Origin of the sequence: Microcoleus vaginatus PCC 9802, assembly GCA_022701275.1 — a bacterium.
GTDB classification, from domain to species: domain Bacteria; phylum Cyanobacteriota; class Cyanobacteriia; order Cyanobacteriales; family Microcoleaceae; genus Microcoleus; species Microcoleus vaginatus_A.
Genome location: CP031740.1, coordinates 4,282,281 through 4,303,509, shown reverse-complemented (window position 1 = coordinate 4,303,509; position 21,229 = coordinate 4,282,281). Strand labels below are relative to the sequence as shown.

Genomic DNA, 21,229 nt, shown 5'->3' with positions numbered 1-21,229 from the left:
TCCACCTATGAATTAACAATGACTATGAAAGATTATCAATATCAAGTTGGAGGGAGCCTTCCTGCAAACGCCCCAAGTTATGTCACTAGAAAGGCGGATGAAGAACTTTATCAAGCTTTAAAAGCCGGAGAATTCTGCTATGTTCTTAATTCCCGACAAATGGGAAAATCATCCCTGCGAGTGCGGACAATGCAGCGGTTACAAGCAGAGGGAATCGCCTGTAGTAGCATTGATATCACAGAAATTGGCACATCAGATATTACGCCAGAAGAATGGTATGCAGGGGTGATCGATAGCATCATCAGCCGATTAAATTTGTATGATGTTTTTGATTTAGATGAATGGTGGGAAGAGAATAGTTTACTATCGAATGTTAAACGATTTAGTAAATTTATTGAAGAAGTATTACTCAAGAATATCTCAAAAGATATAGTAATTTTTGTCGATGAATCGGACAGTTTAATCAGCTTGAATTTTAAAATAGAAGATTTTTTTGCTGTGATTCGTGATTGCTATAATAATCGAGCTGATAAACCCGAATATCGTCGATTAACATTTACCATGTTAGGGGTGGCCACTCCATCAGATTTAATTCAAGACAAGCGACGCACTCCTTTTAATATTGGTCGAGGGATAGAGTTAACGGGGTTTCAATTAGCAGAAGCTCAACCTTTGGCAGTGGGGTTAGACACTCAAGCAGAAAATTCTCAAGCTTTATTAGAAGCAGTCTTATATTGGACGGGCGGACAGCCATTTTTAACCCAAAAAATTTGTAAAATACTGCTTGATAGTGCCAACTCTACACCCATTCAACATCCTGCTGAGTGGGTAGAAAGTTTAGTCCGAGAAAAGGTGATTGACAATTGGGAAGGACAGGATGAACCCGAACATTTAAAGACGATTCGAGGACGCATTTTACGCAGCGAACAACGGGCAAGTCGGTTGCTGGGAATTTATCAGCAAATTTTACAAAATAATGAAATAGCGGCTGATGATACTCCCGAACAAATGGAACTGCGATTAACTGGGTTGGTGGTTAAGCAGTCGGGCAAACTTAAAGTTTATAACCGGATTTATCAATCTGTTTTTAAACTAGATTGGGTGGAAAAACAATTAGCAGCTTTCCGCCCTTATAGCGAAAGTTTTGAAGCTTGGAGAGAGTCTAATTGCCAGGATGAATCGCGACTATTGCGGGGGCAAGCGTTGCAAGATGCTCAAAATTGGGCAGTCGGTAAAAGTTTGAGCGATTTAGATAATCAGTTTTTAAATGCCAGTCGGGAACTCCAACAACGGGAAGTTGAAGGAGAGTTAGAAACACAGAGACAAGCCAATCAAATTTTGACTCAGGCGAATCAGACGCTCACTCAAGCACAGCAAAAGGCATTAAAGATTAGGACTGTAACTTTGGTTGTAGCTGGGGTGGCTTTGTTAGTGACGTTTGGAGCCTCTTTTTTTAGCTGGAAGCAAGTCACTCAAGCTAATCGGCAAGTGGCTCAAGCTAATCGGCAAGCGGCTCAAGTCCAAACTTTAGCAAATACCATCCAAGAGAGTGCTTTCTCCAATCAATCATTGAGTTACGGGCAGACCTTTCAAGCGCTGTTGGAAGCCTTGAAAGCAGGGCAAACATTCAAACAACTTAATGCTTCAGCAGAGACTACAAGAGACATCAAAGGACAAGTGATAGCTGCGCTGCAAAAAGCTGTTTCCGAAGTCAAAGAGCGCAATACTTTGGAAGGACATAGCGATCTGGTCTATAGCGTCGCCTTTAGTCCAGATGGCAAAGCATTGGTTTCTGCTAGCGATGACAAAACCATCAAAGTGTGGAACCTGCAAACCCAAAAACTCATCGCTACCCTCACTGGGCATAGCGGAAAAGTCAATAGGGTCGCTGTTAGTCTTGATGGCAAGACTTTAGCTTCTGCTAGCAATGACAAAACCATCAAAGTGTGGAACCTACAAACTCAAAAACCCATCGCTACCCTCATTGGGGATGGTACTAGGGTCTATAGCGTCGCCTTGAGTCCAGATGGCAAGACCTTGGCTTCTGTAAGTGACAAAACCATCAAAGTGTGGAACTTGCAAACCCAAAAACCCATCGCTACCCTCACCGAGCATAGCCATTTGGGGATCGCAGGCGTCGCCATAAGTCCAGATGGCAAGACTTTGGCTTCTACTAGCTTGGGAGACAACAACACTATCAAAGTGTGGAACCTGCAAACCCAAAAAGTCATTGCCACTCTTACCGGACATAGCAATTGGGTCTGGAGCGTCGCATTTAGTCCCGATGGCAAGATATTGGCTTCTGCAAGCTTTGACAACACCATCAAACTGTGGAACCTGCAAACCCAAAAACCCATCGCTACCCTCAAAGGGCATAGCAGTCAGGTCGAGAGCGTCGTCTTTAGTCGGGATGGCAAGACATTGGCTTCTGCTAGTAGTGACAGCACCATCAAAGTGTGGAACCTGCAAACCCAAAAAGCCATTACCACTCTCACCGGGCATAGCAGTCAGGTCGAGAGCGTCGCCTTGAGTCCAGATGGCAAGACTTTGGCTTCTGCTAGTAGTGACAACATCATCAAACTATGGAACCTGCAAACCCAAAAAGCCATTACCACTCTCACTGGGCATAGCGGTGAGGTTAATAGTGTTGTCATAAGTCCAGATGGCAAAACCTTGGCTTCTGCTAGCGATGACAAAACCATCAAAGTGTGGAACCTGCAAACCCAAAAAGTCATCGCTACCCTCACTGGACATAGCGGAAAAGTCGATAGCCTCGCTTTTAGTCACGATGGCAAGACCTTGGCTTCTGGTAGTAGGGACAACATCATCAAAGTGTGGAACCTACAAACTCAAAAACCCATTGCCACTCTCACCGCGCAGGGTGGTTGGGGGGTCACTAGCGTCGCCTTGAGTCCAGATAGCAAGACTTTGGTTTCGGGTAGTAGGGGTAGGGGTGACACAACCATCGAAGTGTGGAACTTACAAAGCCAAAAAGCGATCGCTACCCTTACCGGGCATTGGCATTGGGTCTATAGTCTCGCTTTTAGTCCAGATGGCAAGACTTTGGCTTCTGCTAGCCATGACCGCACTATCAAACTGTGGAACCTGCAAACCCAAAAAGTCATTGCCACTCTCACCGGACATAGCGGTGGGGTCGTAAGTGTCGCTTTTAGTCCAGATGGCAAGATTTTGGCTTCGGGAAGCTTTGACAACACCATCAAAATGTGGAACTTGCAAACCCAAAGAGAGATCGCTACCCTGACTGGACATAGCGGTGAGGTCAATAGCGTCGCCTTTAGTTCGGATGGCAAAACCTTGGCTTCTGCTAGCGATGACCACACCATCAAACTGTGGAACCTGCAAACCCAAAAACCGATCGCTACCCTCACCGGCCATAGCGATTCGGTCAATAGCGTTGCCTTTAGTCCCGATGGCAAGACTTTGGCTTCTGGAAGCGCTGACAAGACTATCAAACTGTGGACTTGGGATTTCGATAAACTAATGGCATTAGGCTGCAACTGGATCGGCGATTATCTCAGAACCAACCCGAAAGTAACAGAAGAGGATAAACAGATGTGTGCTGATTACCTCAACCAAGAGTCCATCAAATTAGAGACAGGTAACAGATTTAGTGAATCGACACCGATTAAATTGGTCAAATCAAGAGATTTGTGACTTAATGGAAATGGTGGGTGCTCATGCTTATTTAGTGCGAGTTGCTCTCTACCAAGTTGCCCAGGAGAGAATTAGCTTAGAGCGCTTGCTAAAAGTCGCTCCTAATGAAGAAAGCCCTTACTACGATCATTTACGGTGCCATTTAGTTAAGTTGCCAAAAAAGGCATAACTAGCAGCAGCAATTAGACAAGTGGTTAACAGCGAAAAAGCAGTTAAAACCCATTTATTTTTAAATGTAATTGACTTATGTATGCAACAGTTAAAGGTAATTACTGAACCTGTACGACTGTACAAATTGATTCCTTAACTTTCTGAGTTTCCACCTATGAATTAACAATGACCTATGAAAGATTATCAATATCAAGTTGGAGGGAGCCTTCCTGCAAACGCCCCAACTTATGTCACTAGAAAGGCGGATGAAGAACTTTATCAAGCTTTAAAAGCCGGAGAATTTTGCTATGTTCTTAATTCCCGACAAATGGGAAAATCATCCCTGCGAGTGCGGACAATGCAGCGGTTACAAGCAGAGGGAATCGCCTGTAGTAGCATTGATATCACAGAAATTGGCACCTCAGATATTACGCCAGAAGAGTGGTATGCAGGTGTGATCGATAGCATCATCAGCCGATTAAATTTATATGATGTTTTTGATTTAGATGAATGGTGGGAGGAGAACAGATTACTATCGAATGTTAAAAGGTTTAGTAAATTTATTGAAGAAGTATTACTCAAGAATATCTCAGAAGATATAGTAATTTTTGTCGATGAATCGGACAGCTTAATCAGCTTAAATTTTAAAATAGAAGATTTTTTTGCTGTAATTCGTGATTGCTATAATAATCGAGCTGATAAACCCGACTATCGTCGATTAACATTTACGATGTTAGGGGTAGCCACTCCATCAGATTTAATTCAAGACAAGCGACGCACTCCGTTTAATATTGGTCGAGGGATAGAGTTAACGGGGTTTCAATTAGCAGAAGCTCAACCTCTGGCAGTTGGGCTAGGAACTCAAGCAGAAAATTCTCAAGCTTTATTAGAAGCAGTCTTATATTGGACTGGTGGACAGCCATTTTTAACGCAAAGAGTTTGTAAGTTACTGTTTAATTATGCCAACTCTGCATCCAGGCAAAATCCTGCTGAGTGGGTAGAAACTTTAGTGCGGGAAAAGGTGATTGATAATTGGGAAATACAGGATGAACCAGAGCATTTAAAGACAATTCGAGATCGCATTTTACACAGCGAACAGCGTGCCAGTCGTTTGCTAGGGATCTATCAGCAAATTCTACAGCATAATGAAATAACGACTGATGATAGTCCAGAACAAATGGAACTACGATTAACTGGGCTGGTGGTTAAGGAGTCTGGCAAACTTAAAGTTTATAACCAAATCTATCAATCGGTTTTTAACCTTGATTGGGTGGAAAAACAACTAGCAAATCTCCGCCCTTACAGCGAAAGTTTTAAAGCTTGGATAGATTCTGATTACCAAGATGAATCGCGGCTGTTGCAAGGTCAGGCATTACAAAATGCTCAAAATTGGGCAAGTAGTAAAAGCTTGAGCGATTTGGATTATCAATTTTTAAGCCTTAGTCAAGAATTAGACAAGCGCACAATTCAAACAGAATTGGATGCCCAGAAGAAAGCTAATCAAATTTTAGCGAAAGCTCGACAAAAGGCGAGTTTGATTAGTTGGCTTTCCTTGGGTGTATTTATTTTTTCTCTAGCCACGACGATGATAGTTAGTAGCGAAATACTGAAAGCAGCGGGCGTAAGATTAAAAACTGCATCTTCCAGAGAAAAACTTGTTTATGGTCAAGGATTCACCGCATTACTAGAAGCATTGCGGGCGGGGCAACAACTCAAACAACTTAATAGATTACTCTGGGAAAAGGACGACACTCAAGCGGAAGTATTAGATGCCTTAATGCAAACGCTTTATGCTATCACAGAACACAATACTTTGTCAGGTCATCAGGAATATGTGTCTAGTGTGAGTTGGAGTTCCGACGGTGAAACTCTGGCAACTGCAAGTGATGACAAGACGGTGAAACTCTGGAGTAAACAAGGCAAACTCCTGCAAACTCTTAGGGGTCATCAAGAATCTGTCTGGAGTGTGAGTTGGAGTCCTGATGGTCAAACTCTGGCAACTGCAAGTGATGACAAGACGGTGAAACTCTGGAGTAAACAAGGCAAACTCCTGTTTACTCTTAGCGGTCATCAGGAAGGTGTCTCTAGTGTGAGTTGGAGTCCCGACGGTGAAACTCTGGCTTCTGCAAGTGAGGACAAGACGGTGAAACTCTGGAGTAAACAAGGCAAACTCCTGTTTACTCTTAGCGGTCATCAGGAAGGTGTCTCTAGTGTGAGTTGGAGTCCAGACGGTGAAACTCTGGCAACTGCAAGTGAGGACAAGACGGTGAAACTCTGGAGTAAACAAGGCAAACTCCTGTTTACTCTTAGCGGTCATCAAGAATCTGTCAGGAGTGTGAGTTGGAGTCCCGACGGTCAAACTCTGGCTAGTGCAAGTCGTGACAAGACGGTGAAACTCTGGAGTAAACAAGGCAAACTCCTCAACACTCTTACTGGTCATCAAGAATATGTCTGGAGTGTGAGTTGGAGTCCTGATGGTCAAACTCTGGCTAGTGCAGGTGACAAGACGGTGAAACTCTGGAGTAAACAAGGCAAACTCCTGCAAACTCTTAGCGGTCATCAAGAATCTGTCTCGCTTGTGAGTTGGAGTCCCGACGGTCAAACTCTGGCTAGTGCAAGTGGTGACAAGACGGTGAAACTCTGGAGTAAACAAGGCAAACTCCTGCAAACTCTTAGCGGTCATCAAGAATATGTCTTGGGTGTGAGTTGGAGTCCCGACGGTCAAACTCTGGCTACTGCAAGTGATGACAAGACGGTGAAACTCTGGCATAAACAAGGCAAATTCCTGCAAACTCTTAGCGGTCATCAAGAATCTGTCTCGGGTGTGAGTTGGAGTCCCGACGGTCAAATTCTGGCTTCTGCAAGTGGTGACAAGACGGTGAAACTCTGGAGTAAACAAGGCAAACTCCTCAACAGTCTTACTGGTCATCAAGAAGGTGTCTCGGGTGTGAGTTGGAGTCCCGACGGTCAAATTCTGGCTTCTGCAAGTGGTGACAAGACGGTGAAACTCTGGAGTAAACAAGGCAAACTCCTCAACACTCTTAGTGGTCATCACGAAGCTGTCAGGAGGGTGAGTTGGAGTCCCAACGGTCAAACTCTAGCTACTGCAAGTCGTGACAAGACGGTGAAACTCTGGAGTAAACAAGGCAAACTCCTGCAAACTCTTAGCGGTCATCAAGAATCTGTCTCTAGTGTGAGTTGGAGTCCCGACGGTCAAACTCTGGCTAGTGGAAGTCGTGACAAGACGGTGAAACTCTGGAGTAAACAAGGCAAACTCCTCAACACTCTTAGTGATCATCAGGGGGCTGTATGGAGGGTGAGGTGGAGTCCCGACGGTCAAATTCTGGCTACTGCAAGTGATGACAAGACGGTGAAACTCTGGAGTAAACAAGGCAAACTCCTCAACACTCTTAGTGGTCATCAGAGTTTTGTCTGGAGTGTGAGTTGGAGTCCCGACGGTCAAACTCTGGCTAGTGCAAGTTGGGACAAGACGGTGAAACTCTGGAGTAAACAAGGCAAACTCCTCAACACTCTTAGTGATCATCAGGGGGCTGTATGGAGGGTGAGGTGGAGTCCCAACGGTCAAACTCTGGCTAGTGCAAGTGGTGACAAGACGGTGAAACTCTGGAGTAAACAAGGCAAACTCCTCAACACTCTTAGCGGTTATCAGAGTTCTTTATTTTCTGACGATAGTATGAGTTGGAGTCCCGACAGTCAAAGTCTGGCAAGTGGAGGTACTGACAATACCGTGAAACTGTGGAAAGTGGATAATAACTTAGAAAGCATTATGTCAGAAGGCTGCAATTGGATTAGCGATTATCTAAAAACCAATCCTAATGTCACAAAAGACGATAAACAAATGTGCGCCAGCTACCTAACCAACCAGTAGAAGGGGAAAAGAAAAAGTACATTTCTTAAACTTTTCCTTATTCCTAACTCAAACCCCACTCTTTTTCACCACCACTTCCACCTTTTCCGTTGTCCATTCCTCACTCACATCAGTCACAACCCTGATATTTCGCTGAGGTTTATCTTTATCCACAACCGCCGCCAGCAATTGTTCTCAAGCATTAGTTGGTGTTTTAGCCCCAAATCCTTTCCGAGATTAATCTAACGCTGGGAACTCCAATAAATCAAAATTCGTTCCATCCACAGTCGCAAATAGTTTAATGACATCAACCCCTTCCTGATATTTTTTTAGAAATTCCTTCGCTATCAAATCGTATTATTAAATCTTGCTCTTTAATTGTGACTTTTGTAGTTAGGCGAGGTTTGGGGATGTCAAAAGGCGGTAGGTGCTAACTCTGAGGGATATTACACTGATGTCCCTTGGAATATAAAGTGTAAAACTCCTGGAGTGCTGACATTTGTTGTCTCAATCTAGATATCTCTACATCCAAGGGAGGGAGTAGTTTCTCAAGGTGGCGAACCTCACTAAACCACAGTCGTAACTCGGGTTTGAGAGTTGCATAGAGCGTTTCGGGACAGGAGAGTAATATTGCTGTTATTATCTCTGCTACGAATAGCTGGTGCGATCGCCATTTGCGTACAACAGACATTGCATCCGAGTCATCGCTTGACAAGCATTGGTGAACAATATCAAACAGTGAATTTAACTGAATAGCTGCCCGTAATTTCTCAAGTTTCTCTGCTGTCTCTGACGAGGTATGCACCATAGTTGTGAACTCAACAGGCAAATGGTGCAGAATGGTACTGACAACTGAAGCAATTGAATCAGCTTGCTCTTTTCTCAGAAGGTCTGGGAGTATGTCTGTAAAGTAAGGAGCAACACTACGCCACTGATGTAAATCAAAAGCAACATGAAAGAAGGTTTCTGGCAACCTTTCACTCTTCTGCAATAAAATATAACCTCGACATTGATTAGTGACGGTATCGAGAGGTTCAAATGCTTGCCATAACAAAGGCAGAGAAACCGAGTGAGGTGGATATTTGAAACGGGCAACATCCAGCAGAAGAACTAGATCCCGCTGTGGATGATAGCCACCAATTGGTGAAAAGTGACCATCACCCGTTTGTCCTAATACCTTTCGGCTGTAGGAAACAACTAGATGAATATCACCTGACGCCGCAGTCACCTCCTCAACTGCTTGCCGAAAGTTTTCCAAGCTGCTTTGGTGGTAACGGTTAGGTTTTACAACAGCACCGTTGCAACGTGCGATACAGACAAACTCATCAAAGGTGATACCGTTTTCTTTAATGACTGAAAGAGGTAAACAACAGTCTAAAAATTCCTCTCCATACCATCTCCACACCCCTTTCCAAATGCGACCCGGATCGATGGATAAGGCATTAAGAACAACAACTAAACTACCCAATCCACAAAAAGCGGGTTCTGCTTGAGTGTGAAACTGTTCCGCTAGAGCAAAATACCCTTCCATACCTCCCAATGCCAAGGCTTCTCGAAAAATTTGCCTTCCCTCTACGGAGGAAAAAGCAATAGCAGAATCGGGGAGTGAACGACGATAAAACCCTTGAGCAGACATTGAGTGTTTTAACCTTTATTGCTTATGGTGCTAATAAATATTATGCAAGATCGTCACATTGATAATGATGAATGCACTTATTTACTATTTTTTCAATTACTTTGCAAGCTGCATCCGAGCTCAAGAAGGCTCGATCGGCGAACTCGACGAAACCACCGTGTCATTAACGGGCCCGGCGCCGAAATCGGCAAAACCCTCGCTACCAGTCCCCGGATTGCCAAAGTCGCCTTCACCGGCGAAACCACCACCGGCAGGCTAATCATGCAATACGCCTCCCAAAATGTCATCCCCGTCACCCTAGAACTAGGCGGCAAATCCCCCAACATTTTCTTTGAAGATATCTGCGCCCAAGACCACGAATTTCTCGACAAAGCAGTCGAAGGATTAGTCATGTTTGCCTTCAACCAAGGCGAAGTGTGCACCTGCCCCTCCCGCGCCTTAATTCAGGAGTCAATCTACGATCGATTCATGGAAAGGGCGATCGATCGCATCCGTCAAATCAAACAAGACCACCCCTTAAATCCGACAACCGCCCTCGGCGCCCAAGTCTCCATCAATCAGATGGAAAAAATCGCCGAATACGTCAAAATCGGTCATACCGAAGGCGCAGAATGTCTCATTGGTAGCGAAAGAAACATCTTATCAGGCGACTTGCAAGACGGTTATTATTTCCAGCCAACAGTCTTCAAAGGAAACAACAAAATGCGAATTTTCCAAGAAGAAATCTTCGGCCCAGTATTAGCAGTCACCACCTTCAAAGACGAAGCCGAAGCATTAGAAATTGCCAACGATACTCTCTACGGTTTAGGTGCAGGAGTTTGGACTCGCGACATCAACACCGCCTACCGCATGGGCCGCGCCGTTCAAGCAGGCCGCCTGTGGACAAACTGCTATCATTTGTATCCCGCGCACGCAGCATTCGGCGGCTACAAATCATCTGGTATCGGTCGCGAAAATCACAAAATGATGTTAGATCACTACCAGGAAACTAAGAAGTTGTTGGTAAGTTACAGCCCGAAAGCTTTAGGTTTTTTCTAAAGTCTTCACTCATTGGTTTGTAGTGAGGACTAAAGTCCTTCAACTATTAAATTATGTCAGGAACAGGCAAGATGCCTGTTCCACAAAGAGTGAGTTTTCTGCTTGTGGGGTGGGCGTACCGCCCGCCCAAAAATACAATTTAGATGCCTGACAACTTACTATAAGCTCATAATAATAACTAGAGATTGTTCTAAACAGACTGCAATGGAAACTGCACAAGTCACAGCAACAGAAGCGGCTTTAAAATTAATTAACCCTCTCAAAACTCAACAGGGAGAATTGATGTTTCACCAATCCGGCGGCTGCTGCGACGGTAGTTCCCCCATGTGCTTTACCGAGGGCGAACTGATAATCGGTGATGTGACGTATTGCTGGGTGAAATAGGGGGTTGTCCCTTTTATATTGCAGCGCAGCAATACAAATATTGGCAGCACACGCAGTTAATTATAGACGTAGCATCGGGGCCCGGAGGCAGCGATTTTTCCCTGGAAGGGCCGGATGGAGAGCGTTTTATGACTCGTTCCCGCTTGTTTGTTAATGCTGATTAACTCGGCGTTCCCTAAGAGAGGGATGATATGGAGAAAAAGTAGCAGGAAATGCCCAGAATGCAAATCCAATAAAACAGTGCGTAAAGTTTTGTAACTTTGATATATTGGTATCTTGGATGCAATCTAGAGCCTTCTATATCAGAAGTTAAAAAAACGGATGAACGCTATAATTATTGGTTGTGGCTATGTTGGAAGTGCCGTTGCCCAGCATTGGCGGAACCTGGGTCACGTAATTACTGCAACGACGACAACGCAAGACCGGATTGGGGAGTTACAGAAAGTGGCCAACGAGGCGATCGTCCTGAAGCGCTGCGATGAAGAGACATTACAGACGATCCTGCAAAATCAACATGTGGTCTTCCTGAGTCTCGCTCCTACAGCGAACCAACAAGTAGATTCCGATATGTACGAGGAGACATACCTGCATACGGCTAACAACCTTGTTCTTGCCTTGAAGCATTTTCCCAACATAAAACAACTCATATATACCAGTAGTTGTGCGGTGTATGGCAATAGTAATGGAGCCTGGGTGAGTGAACATTCCCCTGTGGCACCAGCTAACAGACATGGAGAGATTTTACATGAGACAGAGCAAGTTTTGCTGTCCGCATCCAGCCAAGATTTGAAAGTATGTATATTTCGCCTTGGAGCCATTTATGGACCCGATCGCGAGTTCAAGAAACGGTTAAGTAAGCTTGCAGGCACAACTCGCCCAGGCACAGGCAATCATTTCACGAACTGGATTCATCTGGACGACATTGTATCAGCAAGTGAGTTGGCGCTCGCTCGTCAATTACAAGGAGTTTATAACCTAGTGAATGATGTTCCAATTACTGCTCGTGAATTGTTTAAACAACTGTGCGAGCGCTACGAATTACCTGAAGTGGAATGGGATGGGTCAGATACAACCGAGCGATCGAATAATCGGCGCATATCGAATCAGAAGCTCAAAGCAGAAGGATACCAGCTCATTCATCCAGAAGTGGAAATTTGAGCCTGTTAAATGGCGAATACATCAGCCTTTTGATCCGGTTGTTCGTAGATTAAAGTACAGCTTCGCAGCGTGTCATTGGTATCTGGTGTCCAACACATGGAGGCATAATATGGCGTCTTGAATCGATCGAGCGAAAGAACAACCTCTATTGCATCTGGAAATTGGATTTGTAGAAAATCTCCTTGTATTTCACTGGGTTGAGGAGGAACTGGCAGGTGAGCCATCTCATCCAGTGAAACATACGCCCCGCCTGTCGTTTGAGCAAATTTGAAACAGTTGACTCGATCAATCCTACAGTGAGTTTCTTCAGACCACCAAGGTTCCGCTACCTCTTCCTTAATCTCTCGGAAGAAGGAAAACATATTGGGCTGAGGGCTATTTGCTGCAGATTTGTACATTACTACCACACTCGTTCTTTTTCCTGATGCAAGGAGGTAAGGCTCAAAATAAAATCCCTGACCAGTTCGATCGGGCCCAACCATTGTGTCAGAAGAATGGGGATTAAAAAGCAGATAAGCCTCTGGATCAACCGGATGGATAATCAGCGGATTACCCAAGGTCAAAACCCATTGTTTCTGCGTTACTGTTTCTGTCATCCGACTCCTGAAGTCGAGGGAATGGGTGACAGTTTGCCGATCGTCCGAAGGAATGAAACTCCGTACAGAATCAAGAATATCGAGAACCTGCCCTGTGGCATCATATCTAACCAATACCCCTTGCCAACGTCCGCAGTGATGAGCCATGAGAGTCTCCCACTGCTGTTGAGCAGTTAAAGGTACTTTGGCGGTGATGGACACTCTGTTTTCTGACATTGGCGTATCCCTCTCTTCCCTATACATTGTGGTCAATAATGTAGTTTGGCGGATTCAACCTGCTCATTTATTCTACTCCAGACTGAGCCAGGATTATTTGCAACTGAGACTGGTATCATCGACTTCGACGCTTGTTTAACTGCAACTGACAAACCCTGATGATCTGGCGCCCATAATACCTATCCTACTCTCGGACGAAACCATTTTTGCTTCTCCTGATTTAAGATTGCCGATCGGTTCTCAACTATTATTGTAATTAAGGAAAATCTAATTTGCGCGATCGCCCAATTGCGGATTGAGTTTGTGTTGATAGCGACAGGTTTCACGCTGCCGCTAAAATCAATATCTGAGCCGATACACGATTAATTATTAATTGGCGACTTCAAAATTTCTGCACTCAAAACTTCCGAATACTTTAAGCTTGAGTATTTTTAATGAGAGCCAATTCAATTTTGTCATCAGGCTTTTGACTCACTTGTGCGCGCAAACCTGGTCCAAAAAAAGTAGCTATTTTGTCTTGCTTTTCTTCCCAGAGGTCGATCGGCATTAGCGGCGAATAAAACTCTAGAATTAACCCATAAGCACCATCAACATTAACTTCCCGCAACCCTTGCAGGAGTGGTCGTTCCTCGTCGGTCGGGGCCAGGCCCAGGCGCTCCAAAGCATCATCTAAGTGCGCGGGTTGGCCGTAGCGAAATCGGGTGATATCTTTGCGGACTTGGTTTTGAGTATCCGTGGCCTGACTTTCTCGCAGGAGGAGAACTTCAGCAGAGGTAGGTTCGGTGAAATCCACTGGTTCGAGTTCGGCCGCTTTCAGGGCCAAACCTCCCAGCAACAGCGGAATTCCATAAAAAAAACCGGCTAGGTTCAGGGTAGGTCTGTCTGTGAAGTATGCTCCGAAACCGACTGCTGCTATAATACCGCCAACAACTAAGGCTAGGTTTGCTAAAGAAATTTTGCGTAACATATTAGTGAGGTAGTTAGCTGGAATCAACAATATACTTTAATTATTATCTGTCAAAAAGTCTTGAATAAATTTAGTTTTTTTGCCAAAAGACCTGCAAAAACTGCTAGCATCTATGAGCGCGGGAGCGGTGTGCATCCACAGTCTTGTCTCTAGGTTCAGAAGCTTATCCTGCCGGACTCGCCCGGGCACGCCATCGGTAAATATCCGTGTTAATTGCGCGGCGTTGGTTCCAGAAGGCAATCGAGATCGGCAGTATCATCAAAGTATACAGAGTGGCGATCGCGATCGACACTCTTGCCCTTTCAACCATTTTTCGGACATGATTAAAGACGAAGACAAACAAACTGCTGGAGCAAACAAGGCGGTTTTGGAGCAGATTAACTCGCTCAAACGCGAAGATGAAAGACTTTATAATATCTTAGCGATCGATGTCTGGGCCCTAGCCAAGACGATGGATGAATATCAACCGGGATTTTGGGCTGCTTTTATGAAAAACCGGGAGAAGGCCCTGAAGCGATTTTTAGCTGGAATGATGAAAAATAAACCCGCAGATACCAAACGTCCGCCTTTTTTGCGCTAAAATTTGGCTGAAGTTTGGGGGAAGTTTTGATGTACAATCAAACTATAACACAGACCCAAAAACCCTGAGCAGGTTCATCACTTCCCATATAAAAACAGTGAAGGATTTGCCCATAAAGGTATGTCGGTGGATTAAGAATCTCCGCCTGTTCGCAGGGGGGAATGTCAAATATTTTTGTTAATAGTAGCAAAGGCAAAAAACCATGGATGCACAAACAATCAAAGAGCGCGTAGCACAGATCGAGAGCAAGCGGGAATCCCTCCTGCGGCTGTTAGATCGATCGGACTTGGGAGCCCTGAGAATAGATGTGGCTCAGGCGATCGAAGAAATTGACGATCTCTTAGAAGAATTCAAGCGTACTTTTAATAGTTAAGTAGTCATTAGTCAGTAGTCGGCTAACCTGTCGCGCATTTAATTTGCACATAGCAATCCTTTCGTCAGTTATAAACGTGGTTTGGGTTTCTAGTCGGGATCGGCTTCTAGCCCATCCCACAACTGGGAGGGACGGGCTAGAAGCCCATCCCACAAATCCTGCAAGGATTGCTATAGTTGTGTTTACTAAAAATATTGTGGGTTGGCCGCCAGAACCCGCTCTCAAAGTGTAAATTAAATGCTGTACAGCTTAATAGCTAACAAGAACGGACAACTGCTAACTGCAAATTTGACTACTGGCTACTGACTAATTCATCACCATATCCATCAAAATTTGCTGAGAGCTCACTTCTGGGCAATTAGCAGGCGGCCGTCGCTGAGAGTAGTGTCCTCCCGGCTGCAAATCCCAAGCTTGGCGGTTGTCAGCCAGCATTACTCCCAAAATTTCTTGCAATTCCATGGCAATTGTCGGGTCTTCCACCTGAACTATGGCCTCAACCCGTCTGGTGAGATTGCGCTGCATCCAGTCAGCAGAACCAATATACACCTCTTCGTTGCCACCGTTGAAAAAATAAAACATCCGAGAATGCTCTAAAAAGCGACCGATAATACTGATAACTCGGATATTTTCGCTAACACCTTCAACGCCGGGACGCAAACAGCAAATCCCCCGGATAATCAAATCAATTTTAACTCCCGCTTGCGAAGCTTCGTACAAAGCAACAATGATTTGAGGGTCAACTAAAGCGTTCATTTTAGCGACAATGCGGCCGCAGCTACCGGTGTGGCCTTCGGCCTGCAAGCGGCAGAATTCGGCTTCGCGGCGGATTAAAGCTAAAAATCGATCGCGCATATTGACAGGTGCCACCAATAATTTGCGATAAGATACCTGCCGCGAATAACCAGTCAAATAATTAAACAAATCCGCCAAATCCGATCCCAAATCCTCGCGACAACTCAACAAACCCACATCGGTATATAGTCCCGCTGTTTTGGGATTGTAATTACCGGTGCCGATGTGGACGTAGCGGCGGATGTACCCGTCCTCGCGACGCACTACCATCACAATCTTGGTGTGGGTTTTGAGTCCCACCAAACCGTAAACTACGTGGACTCCAGCTTGTTCTAACTTGCGAGCCCAATTAATATTATTTTCTTCGTCAAACCTAGCTTTGAGTTCTACTAAAACGGCTACCTGCTTGCCGTTTTCCGCTGCTTGAATTAAGGCGCTGACGATCGGCGAATCTCCAGAAGTGCGGTATAAAGTCATTTTAATCGCTAACACGGAGCGATCGTGCGCCGCCTCAGTAATAAACCGCTGTACCGTCGCCGCAAACGAGTGATAAGGATGGTGCAACATCAAATCCCCCTGCCGGATGGTCGTGAAAATATCCTCACCATCTTCAGCATCCAACCTCGATTTATCTAAAATCCTTGCCGGTTCCGAGTTTCGCAAGCGCGGCGGCACAACCGGAGTCCAAGGCGGGTCTTTCAGTTCCGGCGCTGGCAGCCCCACAAAAGACATCAAATCCTTGAGGCCTAGCAGCCCCTCTACGACGTAAACATCTTGCTCGCCGAGATCCAGCTCTTCCATCAGCATATCTCGCAGCGCAGGCGGCATAATCGCTTGAATTTCCATCCGCACCGCAGAACCTCCAAACCGGCGCTTGCGGAGCTCCTGTTCTATTGCCAGCAGCAAATCCTCTGCCTCATCTTCCTCCACCGTTAAATCGGAATTGCGAGTAATGCGGAACGGGTGATATTCCTCAACGTCCATCCCCGGAAACAAAGCTTCTAAATTGTGGGCAATCACCTGTTCTAGGGGCACGCCAGTCCAAACAGGAGATTTGCCCCTCTGCTGCCACTGCAAATCCCCCGGCAGGGGCAGAAACCTCGGCAAAACCTGCGGGACTTTGACGCGGGCAAACAATTCTTCGCGCGTGTCGGGGTCTCTGACTACTACTGCTAAATTGAGGCTGAGATTGGAAAGGTAGGGGAATGGGTGGCTGGGGTCAACTGCTAGGGGAGTGAGTACGGGAAATACTTGTTCTTTGAAGTAGCGGTGCAAGTAATTGCGCTGTTCTTGATTGAGGTCAATGTAGTCGAGAATGTAGATTTCGCTTGCTGCTAGTTTCGGCCGCAGGGTTTGCTCAAAATACGAGTGCTGCTGAGTAACCATCGGCAAAAGCCGCTTGTTCAGGGCATCTAGCTGTTGTTGGGGCGTGCGACCGTCGGAGGTTAATTTGCTGACTTTTGCGTGTACTTGTTGTTTGAGGGCGCCCACGCGCACCATAAAATATTCGTCTAGGTTGGAGCTAAAAATAGCGAGAAATTTGAGCCTTTCTAGGAGGGGCGTGCGGGGGTCGAGGGCTTCGTGGAGCACCCGGTTGTTGAATTCTAGCCAGCTTTGTTCTCGGTTGAAGTAATATTGAGGATCGCTGAGGTTGATTTCAGTGTAGGTTTTGGCGGGGGTCTTTTTTGGCTTGGGCATGGTTGGGGGGAGTCTTTGGGAGGCTCGGTTGATGGCATCTTTGAATTAGTATTGTAGGTTAAAGAATTTGTTCGCATCTGCCTTTGGTCGATCGCTCAAACATTGAATTTAGGCAAAACTTTCAACTATTTTTCGAGGATTACCACGAAATCCTCAATCATCACATCAAAAGTTCGAGCCAGCTTGTGGACTGCTGCAAAGTCAACCATTGCCATCCCCTGAGAACGAGCATAATTGCTAATGGTACTGTAGCCCACGCCCGATCGCTCCGCAACTTCCTTGAGCGTCCATCCCTTCTCGGCAGCCAACTCTCGAACCCGCAACCTGACTAAGCCTTTGCTCATATTCACTATTTACAAAATTTTGGATTTAGTATAATATATCAAAAAGCGATCGCCCCCGGTCTGCAAACTAAAGACGATCGCCAGTTAAAATTAATCCCGACAGATAATTTCTGTCGATCGCACTTAGCAGAGATAGATTTAGCTACCACCACCAGATGCAACTACAATGATATCAGAAAATCAGCTAAGATCGTCAGCGATCGGCGCATCAAAAATTATTCACAAATCGTCGATCGTCAATCCGCGATCGAGATTTGTCACCGAAGAAACAGTGGCACTCCTGTTCAACATATCACCCGAACAGATCTACCGGATCGAATGCTGCCACAACGTGGTGTACGTTCATGCCAAAGGCCTCAGTCGATTTGTCAGCTACGCCGATTTTCCGCCCATCCTAGAAGTAAAAGCGCCCTGTGCTCCAGATTTTGTCGCATGGTACAAACGCTGGAAACGGACACAAGCACCAGAATTTTGGACTAAATTCTATACGTATAACTTCAAAGCCGCTGTTTCAGTTGACAGCTTGCTTGAGTGGGGCAAATTAGTAGCTACAGTTAAATCGGTAATTTCTGCCTCAGCACTGCAACAGCTACGAGATGTTTACGCCCAAGAAAAAGCCTTGATGGAAAATTTTTAAAGCAGTCGGGGCGAGTAAACCCGCGATTGTTGGCCACCAGCAAGATAAATGTAAGGTGCGCGAGGCGCACCCTACGAAATAGAGATTCTACTCAAAACTTTTCTTTACCTTCCAATACCCACATATTGGAAACCAGCCGCTTCTAAAGCCTTCTTGTCTAAGAAATTGCGGCCATCAATCATTACCGGATGATTCATCAACTTGGCCATTTTATCGTAATCTAAATTACGAAACTGTTCCCAGTCAGTCACCAACACCAAAGCATCGCAACCATCAGCCAGTCTTTCCGGATCGGTTTCTACCAAAACTCCCGACAAACCGTGACGCATCCCAGTTTGAGAAACAATCGGATCGTAAGCTTTAACTTTCGCTCCCAACCGATTCAAATTGTCGATTAAATTCAGCGCTGGAGCATCCCGCAAATCGTCAGTATCCGGCTTGAAAGTCAAACCCAAAAGTCCGATTGTTTTACCTTTGAGAATCTTCAAAACTTGCTGCAACTTTTCAATAGCAATCAACCGCTGGCGTTCGTTTACTTCCACTGCCGCTTTCAGCAAATGCGCCTCGTAACCGTAATCCTCAGCAGTGTGAACTAAAGCTGAGACATCTTTGGGGAAACAAGAACCGCCCCAACCAATGCCAGCTTGCAGAAACTTGCCACCAATCCGCGAATCTAAACCGATACCTTTCGATATTTGGGTAATATCTGCACCGACGCGATCGCAAATATTAGCCACTTCATTAATAAAGCTAATCTTCGTCGCCAAAAAAGCATTAGCTGCGTACTTAATCATCTCCGCTGAACTGATATCAGTCATCACCACAGGAACCTCCGGCAAAGACGGATTTTCTGCATACTTGCGATCGACAATCGGCCGGTATAACTGTAGCATCATATCCATTGCCCGCCGAGAGTTGCTGCCGAGAACAATGCGATCGGGATTAAAAGTATCGAAAACAGCACACCCCTCCCGCAAAAACTCCGGGTTGCTAACTACATCAAATACCACACCTTTTTTTGCGGCTACTTCCTCACCCGTAGCCATGTCATTGGTTTGAGTTTTTTGACGTTCCGCCAAACCGTCGAGAACAATCCTCCGCACCCAGTCCCCGGAACCGATGGGCACCGTAGATTTATTGACAATGACTTTGTAATCGCCGTCGAGGTGAGCTCCAATTCCACGAGCAACCGCTTCCACGTAGCGAGTATCGCTTTCCCCAGTAGGCAAAGGAGGCGTCCCCACGGCAATAAACAAAATGTCCCCGTGAGAGACTCCTGCTGCTAAATCCGAAGTAAATTCTAGATTGCCTGACGCAGATGCAGAGGACATTAATTCAGACAGTCCGGGTTCAAAAATAGGCGACTGTCCAGACTTCATTAATTTAACTTTTTCTTCGTTGTTGTCTACGCAAATCACGTGGTGGCCGATGTGGGCCAAACAAGTGCCGGTGACTAAGCCAACATATCCTGTACCGATGACGCAAACATGCATACAAATGTCCTCAAAGTTAGTAAAAAAATCAGATGGCAATCGGGAATTGGGAATTGGGAATTGGGAATTGGGAATTGGGAATTGGGAATTGGGAATTGGGAATTGGGAATAAGGAAGATTTTTCCCCTCTCTCACTTTCCCAGTCTCCCCTTCTCTGAGTCTTTACTTTTGGTTTCCCTCAATGCGATCGCGAAAATCTTTCACAGTCAACTCTAAACCTTGATCCAGCGGCACAGTTGGCTCCCACCCCAACCAAGTTTTAGCACGAGTAATATCCGGTTGTCGCTGTTTTGGATCGTCTTCCGGCAGCGGTTTAAAGATAATTTCTGCCCCTGGATTAATCATATTTTGAATTTTTTCTGCCAGTTCTAAAATAGTGTATTCACCGGGATTCCCCAAATTCATCGGCCCGATTTGGTCGCTATTCATCAAACGAATAAATCCTTCCACCAAATCAGAAACGTAGCAAAAACTCCGTGTTTGGGAACCGTCGCCGTATACTGTCAGCGGTTGATTCCGCAAAGCTTGAGCAATAAAATTGCTCACTACTCTGCCGTCATTTTCCAACATCCGAGGGCCGTAGGTATTGAAGATTCGCACAACTCGAATGTCTACCCCATTTTGACGGTGGTAATCAAAAGATAAGGTTTCAGCTACTCGTTTCCCTTCGTCATAGCAACTGCGAATTCCGATACAATTAACGTTGCCACGATAATCTTCTGTTTGTGGATGTACGTCAGGATCTCCGTACACTTCGGAAGTGGAAGCCAGAAAGAATCTTGCTTTCACCCGTTTAGCCAGCCCCAGCATATTCATCGTGCCGATGACGTTGGTTTTAATTGTCTTGACAGGGTTGTACTGATAGTGTATCGGGGAAGCGGGACAGGCCAAATGGTAAATCTGATCTACCTCTAACCGAATCGGTTCCGTGATGTCGTGGCGGATCAGCTCAAAATACGGGTTGTCCAGCCATTTGAGGATATTGCGTTTAGTCCCGGTGTAGAAATTATCCAGGCAGACTACCTCATGTCCTTGGGCCATTAAGCGATCGATTAGGTGGGAACCGAGGAAACCCGCACCGCCTGTGACTAAAATTCTCATTGTGGAAACTGCCGTTCTGTTTAGGGGTAGGACTGGAGTACAAAAATTCAGTCGCTCGAATGAAACTTACTAATAGAATAACAAAATTGCGATCGACAATGTAAAGACTTATGGGTCACTTTTATAAAATCTTTAATTAACTTAGCATTTTCAAATACTTGGAACAAAGTGCTATATTTCGCCAATCTCAGTAGCAATTTTTATTTAAGCTTTAATATTTCCGAAAAAACACTGTTGACAATAGTTTTTTTATTTGTTATTGGTTATTTGATGACTTCGGTGTGAGGTTGGGCGATGCCCTAGGGGATAGCTGCGCTTCACGGGCTTATTTGAAAAAACCAGGGTCGATGTATCTGAAAAGCAATATGAGAGAAATTATGTCGATCTAAAAAATTAGGTAACAATCTCTGGAAAACTGTAGTTTTGCCTGAACCATTAGGGCCGCCAATAATGTAAATATTGGGCCTAATAGTAATATTAATTTTATAGCTTGTCTCTTAGTCCCCCTCTACTCGGACGAAAG

At 45.2% G+C, this 21,229-nt stretch carries 13 protein-coding genes and 4 pseudogenes; 9 read left to right on the top strand and 8 right to left on the bottom strand.

Annotation, left to right across the window (positions count from 1 at the left end; translation table 11 throughout):
- The first annotated feature begins 18 nt into the window (after positions 1 to 18).
- The 3 genes and pseudogenes from D0A34_17505 (at position 19) to D0A34_17495 (ending at position 7,714) form a co-directional block, all read left to right on the top strand.
- A complete protein-coding gene (locus tag D0A34_17505) occupies positions 19 to 3,675 on the top strand; it encodes a hypothetical protein (GenBank protein UNU20431.1) in 3,657 nt (1,218 codons plus the stop codon).
- Positions 3,617 to 3,841: pseudogene (locus tag D0A34_17500) on the top strand (adenylate cyclase). Before D0A34_17505 ends, D0A34_17500 begins: the two are co-directional and overlap by 59 nt.
- A 177-nt stretch (positions 3,842 to 4,018) precedes the next feature.
- Positions 4,019 to 7,714, top strand: coding sequence for a hypothetical protein (locus tag D0A34_17495; protein ID UNU20430.1), 3,696 nt, complete (start codon positions 4,019 to 4,021; stop codon positions 7,712 to 7,714).
- Positions 7,715 to 8,123: 409 nt separating this feature from the next.
- On the opposite strand, the gene D0A34_17490 is transcribed toward D0A34_17495, so the two are convergent.
- A complete protein-coding gene (locus D0A34_17490; protein UNU20429.1) occupies positions 8,124 to 9,329 on the bottom strand; it encodes a DUF1984 domain-containing protein in 1,206 nt (401 codons plus the stop codon).
- Between the two features lie 159 nt (positions 9,330 to 9,488).
- On the opposite strand from D0A34_17490, the pseudogene D0A34_17485 reads away from it, so the two are divergent.
- The 3 genes and pseudogenes from D0A34_17485 to D0A34_17475 all read left to right on the top strand — a co-directional run bounded on the left by D0A34_17485 (position 9,489) and on the right by D0A34_17475 (position 11,909).
- Positions 9,489 to 10,367: pseudogene (locus D0A34_17485) on the top strand (aldehyde dehydrogenase family protein).
- Positions 10,368 to 10,571: 204 nt separating this feature from the next.
- A pseudogene (locus D0A34_17480) lies at positions 10,572 to 10,915 on the top strand (DUF779 domain-containing protein).
- Between the two features lie 157 nt (positions 10,916 to 11,072).
- Positions 11,073 to 11,909, top strand: a complete 837-nt coding sequence (locus D0A34_17475) for an SDR family oxidoreductase (GenBank protein UNU20428.1) — start codon at positions 11,073 to 11,075, stop codon at positions 11,907 to 11,909.
- Between the two features lie 5 nt (positions 11,910 to 11,914).
- On the opposite strand, the gene D0A34_17470 is transcribed toward D0A34_17475, so the two are convergent.
- Positions 11,915 to 12,721, bottom strand: a complete 807-nt coding sequence (locus tag D0A34_17470; protein ID UNU22347.1) for a DUF3598 family protein — start codon at positions 12,719 to 12,721, stop codon at positions 11,915 to 11,917.
- 415 nt (positions 12,722 to 13,136) lie between these two features.
- The gene (locus D0A34_17465; protein ID UNU20427.1) at positions 13,137 to 13,688 is read right to left on the bottom strand and encodes a DUF2854 domain-containing protein; all 552 of its coding nucleotides are present in this window, start codon (positions 13,686 to 13,688) and stop codon (positions 13,137 to 13,139) included.
- Positions 13,689 to 14,007: 319 nt separating this feature from the next.
- On the opposite strand from D0A34_17465, the gene D0A34_17460 reads away from it, so the two are divergent.
- The gene (locus tag D0A34_17460; protein ID UNU20426.1) at positions 14,008 to 14,268 is read left to right on the top strand and encodes a hypothetical protein; all 261 of its coding nucleotides are present in this window, start codon (positions 14,008 to 14,010) and stop codon (positions 14,266 to 14,268) included.
- A gap of 679 nt (positions 14,269 to 14,947) precedes the next feature.
- On the opposite strand, the gene ppk1 is transcribed toward D0A34_17460, so the two are convergent.
- Both ppk1 and D0A34_17450 read right to left on the bottom strand, forming a co-directional pair.
- Complete coding sequence (ppk1, locus tag D0A34_17455) at positions 14,948 to 17,131, bottom strand: polyphosphate kinase 1 (GenBank protein UNU20425.1); 2,184 nt, start codon at positions 17,129 to 17,131, stop codon at positions 14,948 to 14,950.
- Between the two features lie 125 nt (positions 17,132 to 17,256).
- A complete protein-coding gene (locus D0A34_17450) occupies positions 17,257 to 17,475 on the bottom strand; it encodes an XRE family transcriptional regulator (GenBank protein ID UNU20424.1) in 219 nt (72 codons plus the stop codon).
- A gap of 166 nt (positions 17,476 to 17,641) precedes the next feature.
- On the opposite strand from D0A34_17450, the gene D0A34_17445 reads away from it, so the two are divergent.
- Positions 17,642 to 18,112, top strand: coding sequence for a hypothetical protein (locus D0A34_17445; protein UNU20423.1), 471 nt, complete (start codon positions 17,642 to 17,644; stop codon positions 18,110 to 18,112).
- A 104-nt stretch (positions 18,113 to 18,216) separates the two neighbouring features.
- Here D0A34_17445 and D0A34_17440 read toward each other — a convergent pair whose 3' ends face one another.
- Positions 18,217 to 19,605, bottom strand: coding sequence for a UDP-glucose/GDP-mannose dehydrogenase family protein (locus D0A34_17440; protein ID UNU20422.1), 1,389 nt, complete (start codon positions 19,603 to 19,605; stop codon positions 18,217 to 18,219).
- On the opposite strand from D0A34_17440, the gene D0A34_17435 reads away from it, so the two are divergent.
- Positions 19,600 to 19,821: a hypothetical protein gene (locus tag D0A34_17435; protein UNU20421.1), complete on the top strand. Its 222-nt coding sequence runs from the start codon at positions 19,600 to 19,602 to the stop codon at positions 19,819 to 19,821. The genes D0A34_17440 and D0A34_17435 overlap by 6 nt on opposite strands.
- On the opposite strand, the gene D0A34_17430 is transcribed toward D0A34_17435, so the two are convergent.
- On the bottom strand, positions 19,768 to 20,706 hold the full coding sequence (locus D0A34_17430) for an SDR family oxidoreductase (protein ID UNU20420.1): 939 nt from the start codon (positions 20,704 to 20,706) through the stop codon (positions 19,768 to 19,770). The genes D0A34_17435 and D0A34_17430 overlap by 54 nt on opposite strands.
- Positions 20,707 to 21,089: 383 nt before the next feature.
- Positions 21,090 to 21,176, bottom strand: a pseudogene (locus tag D0A34_17425) (Zeta toxin family protein).
- Between the last annotated feature and the right edge of the window lie 53 nt (positions 21,177 to 21,229).

Bases quoted from the DNA above. Each gene is read 5' to 3' on its own strand.
- D0A34_17505 (UNU20431.1), top strand. From the start codon at position 19: ATGACTATGAAAGATTATCAATATCAAGTTGGAGGGAGCCTTCCTGCA.
- D0A34_17495 (UNU20430.1), top strand. From the start codon at position 4,019: ATGAAAGATTATCAATATCAAGTTGGAGGGAGCCTTCCTGCAAACGCC.
- D0A34_17490 (UNU20429.1), bottom strand. From the start codon at position 9,329: ATGTCTGCTCAAGGGTTTTATCGTCGTTCACTCCCCGATTCTGCTATT.
- D0A34_17475 (UNU20428.1), top strand. From the start codon at position 11,073: ATGAACGCTATAATTATTGGTTGTGGCTATGTTGGAAGTGCCGTTGCC.
- D0A34_17470 (UNU22347.1), bottom strand. From the start codon at position 12,721: ATGTCAGAAAACAGAGTGTCCATCACCGCCAAAGTACCTTTAACTGCT.
- D0A34_17465 (UNU20427.1), bottom strand. From the start codon at position 13,688: ATGTTACGCAAAATTTCTTTAGCAAACCTAGCCTTAGTTGTTGGCGGT.
- D0A34_17460 (UNU20426.1), top strand. From the start codon at position 14,008: ATGATTAAAGACGAAGACAAACAAACTGCTGGAGCAAACAAGGCGGTT.
- ppk1 (UNU20425.1), bottom strand. From the start codon at position 17,131: ATGCCCAAGCCAAAAAAGACCCCCGCCAAAACCTACACTGAAATCAAC.
- D0A34_17450 (UNU20424.1), bottom strand. From the start codon at position 17,475: ATGAGCAAAGGCTTAGTCAGGTTGCGGGTTCGAGAGTTGGCTGCCGAG.
- D0A34_17445 (UNU20423.1), top strand. From the start codon at position 17,642: ATGATATCAGAAAATCAGCTAAGATCGTCAGCGATCGGCGCATCAAAA.
- D0A34_17435 (UNU20421.1), top strand. From the start codon at position 19,600: ATGCATACAAATGTCCTCAAAGTTAGTAAAAAAATCAGATGGCAATCG.
- D0A34_17440 (UNU20422.1), bottom strand. From the start codon at position 19,605: ATGCATGTTTGCGTCATCGGTACAGGATATGTTGGCTTAGTCACCGGC.
- D0A34_17430 (UNU20420.1), bottom strand. From the start codon at position 20,706: ATGAGAATTTTAGTCACAGGCGGTGCGGGTTTCCTCGGTTCCCACCTA.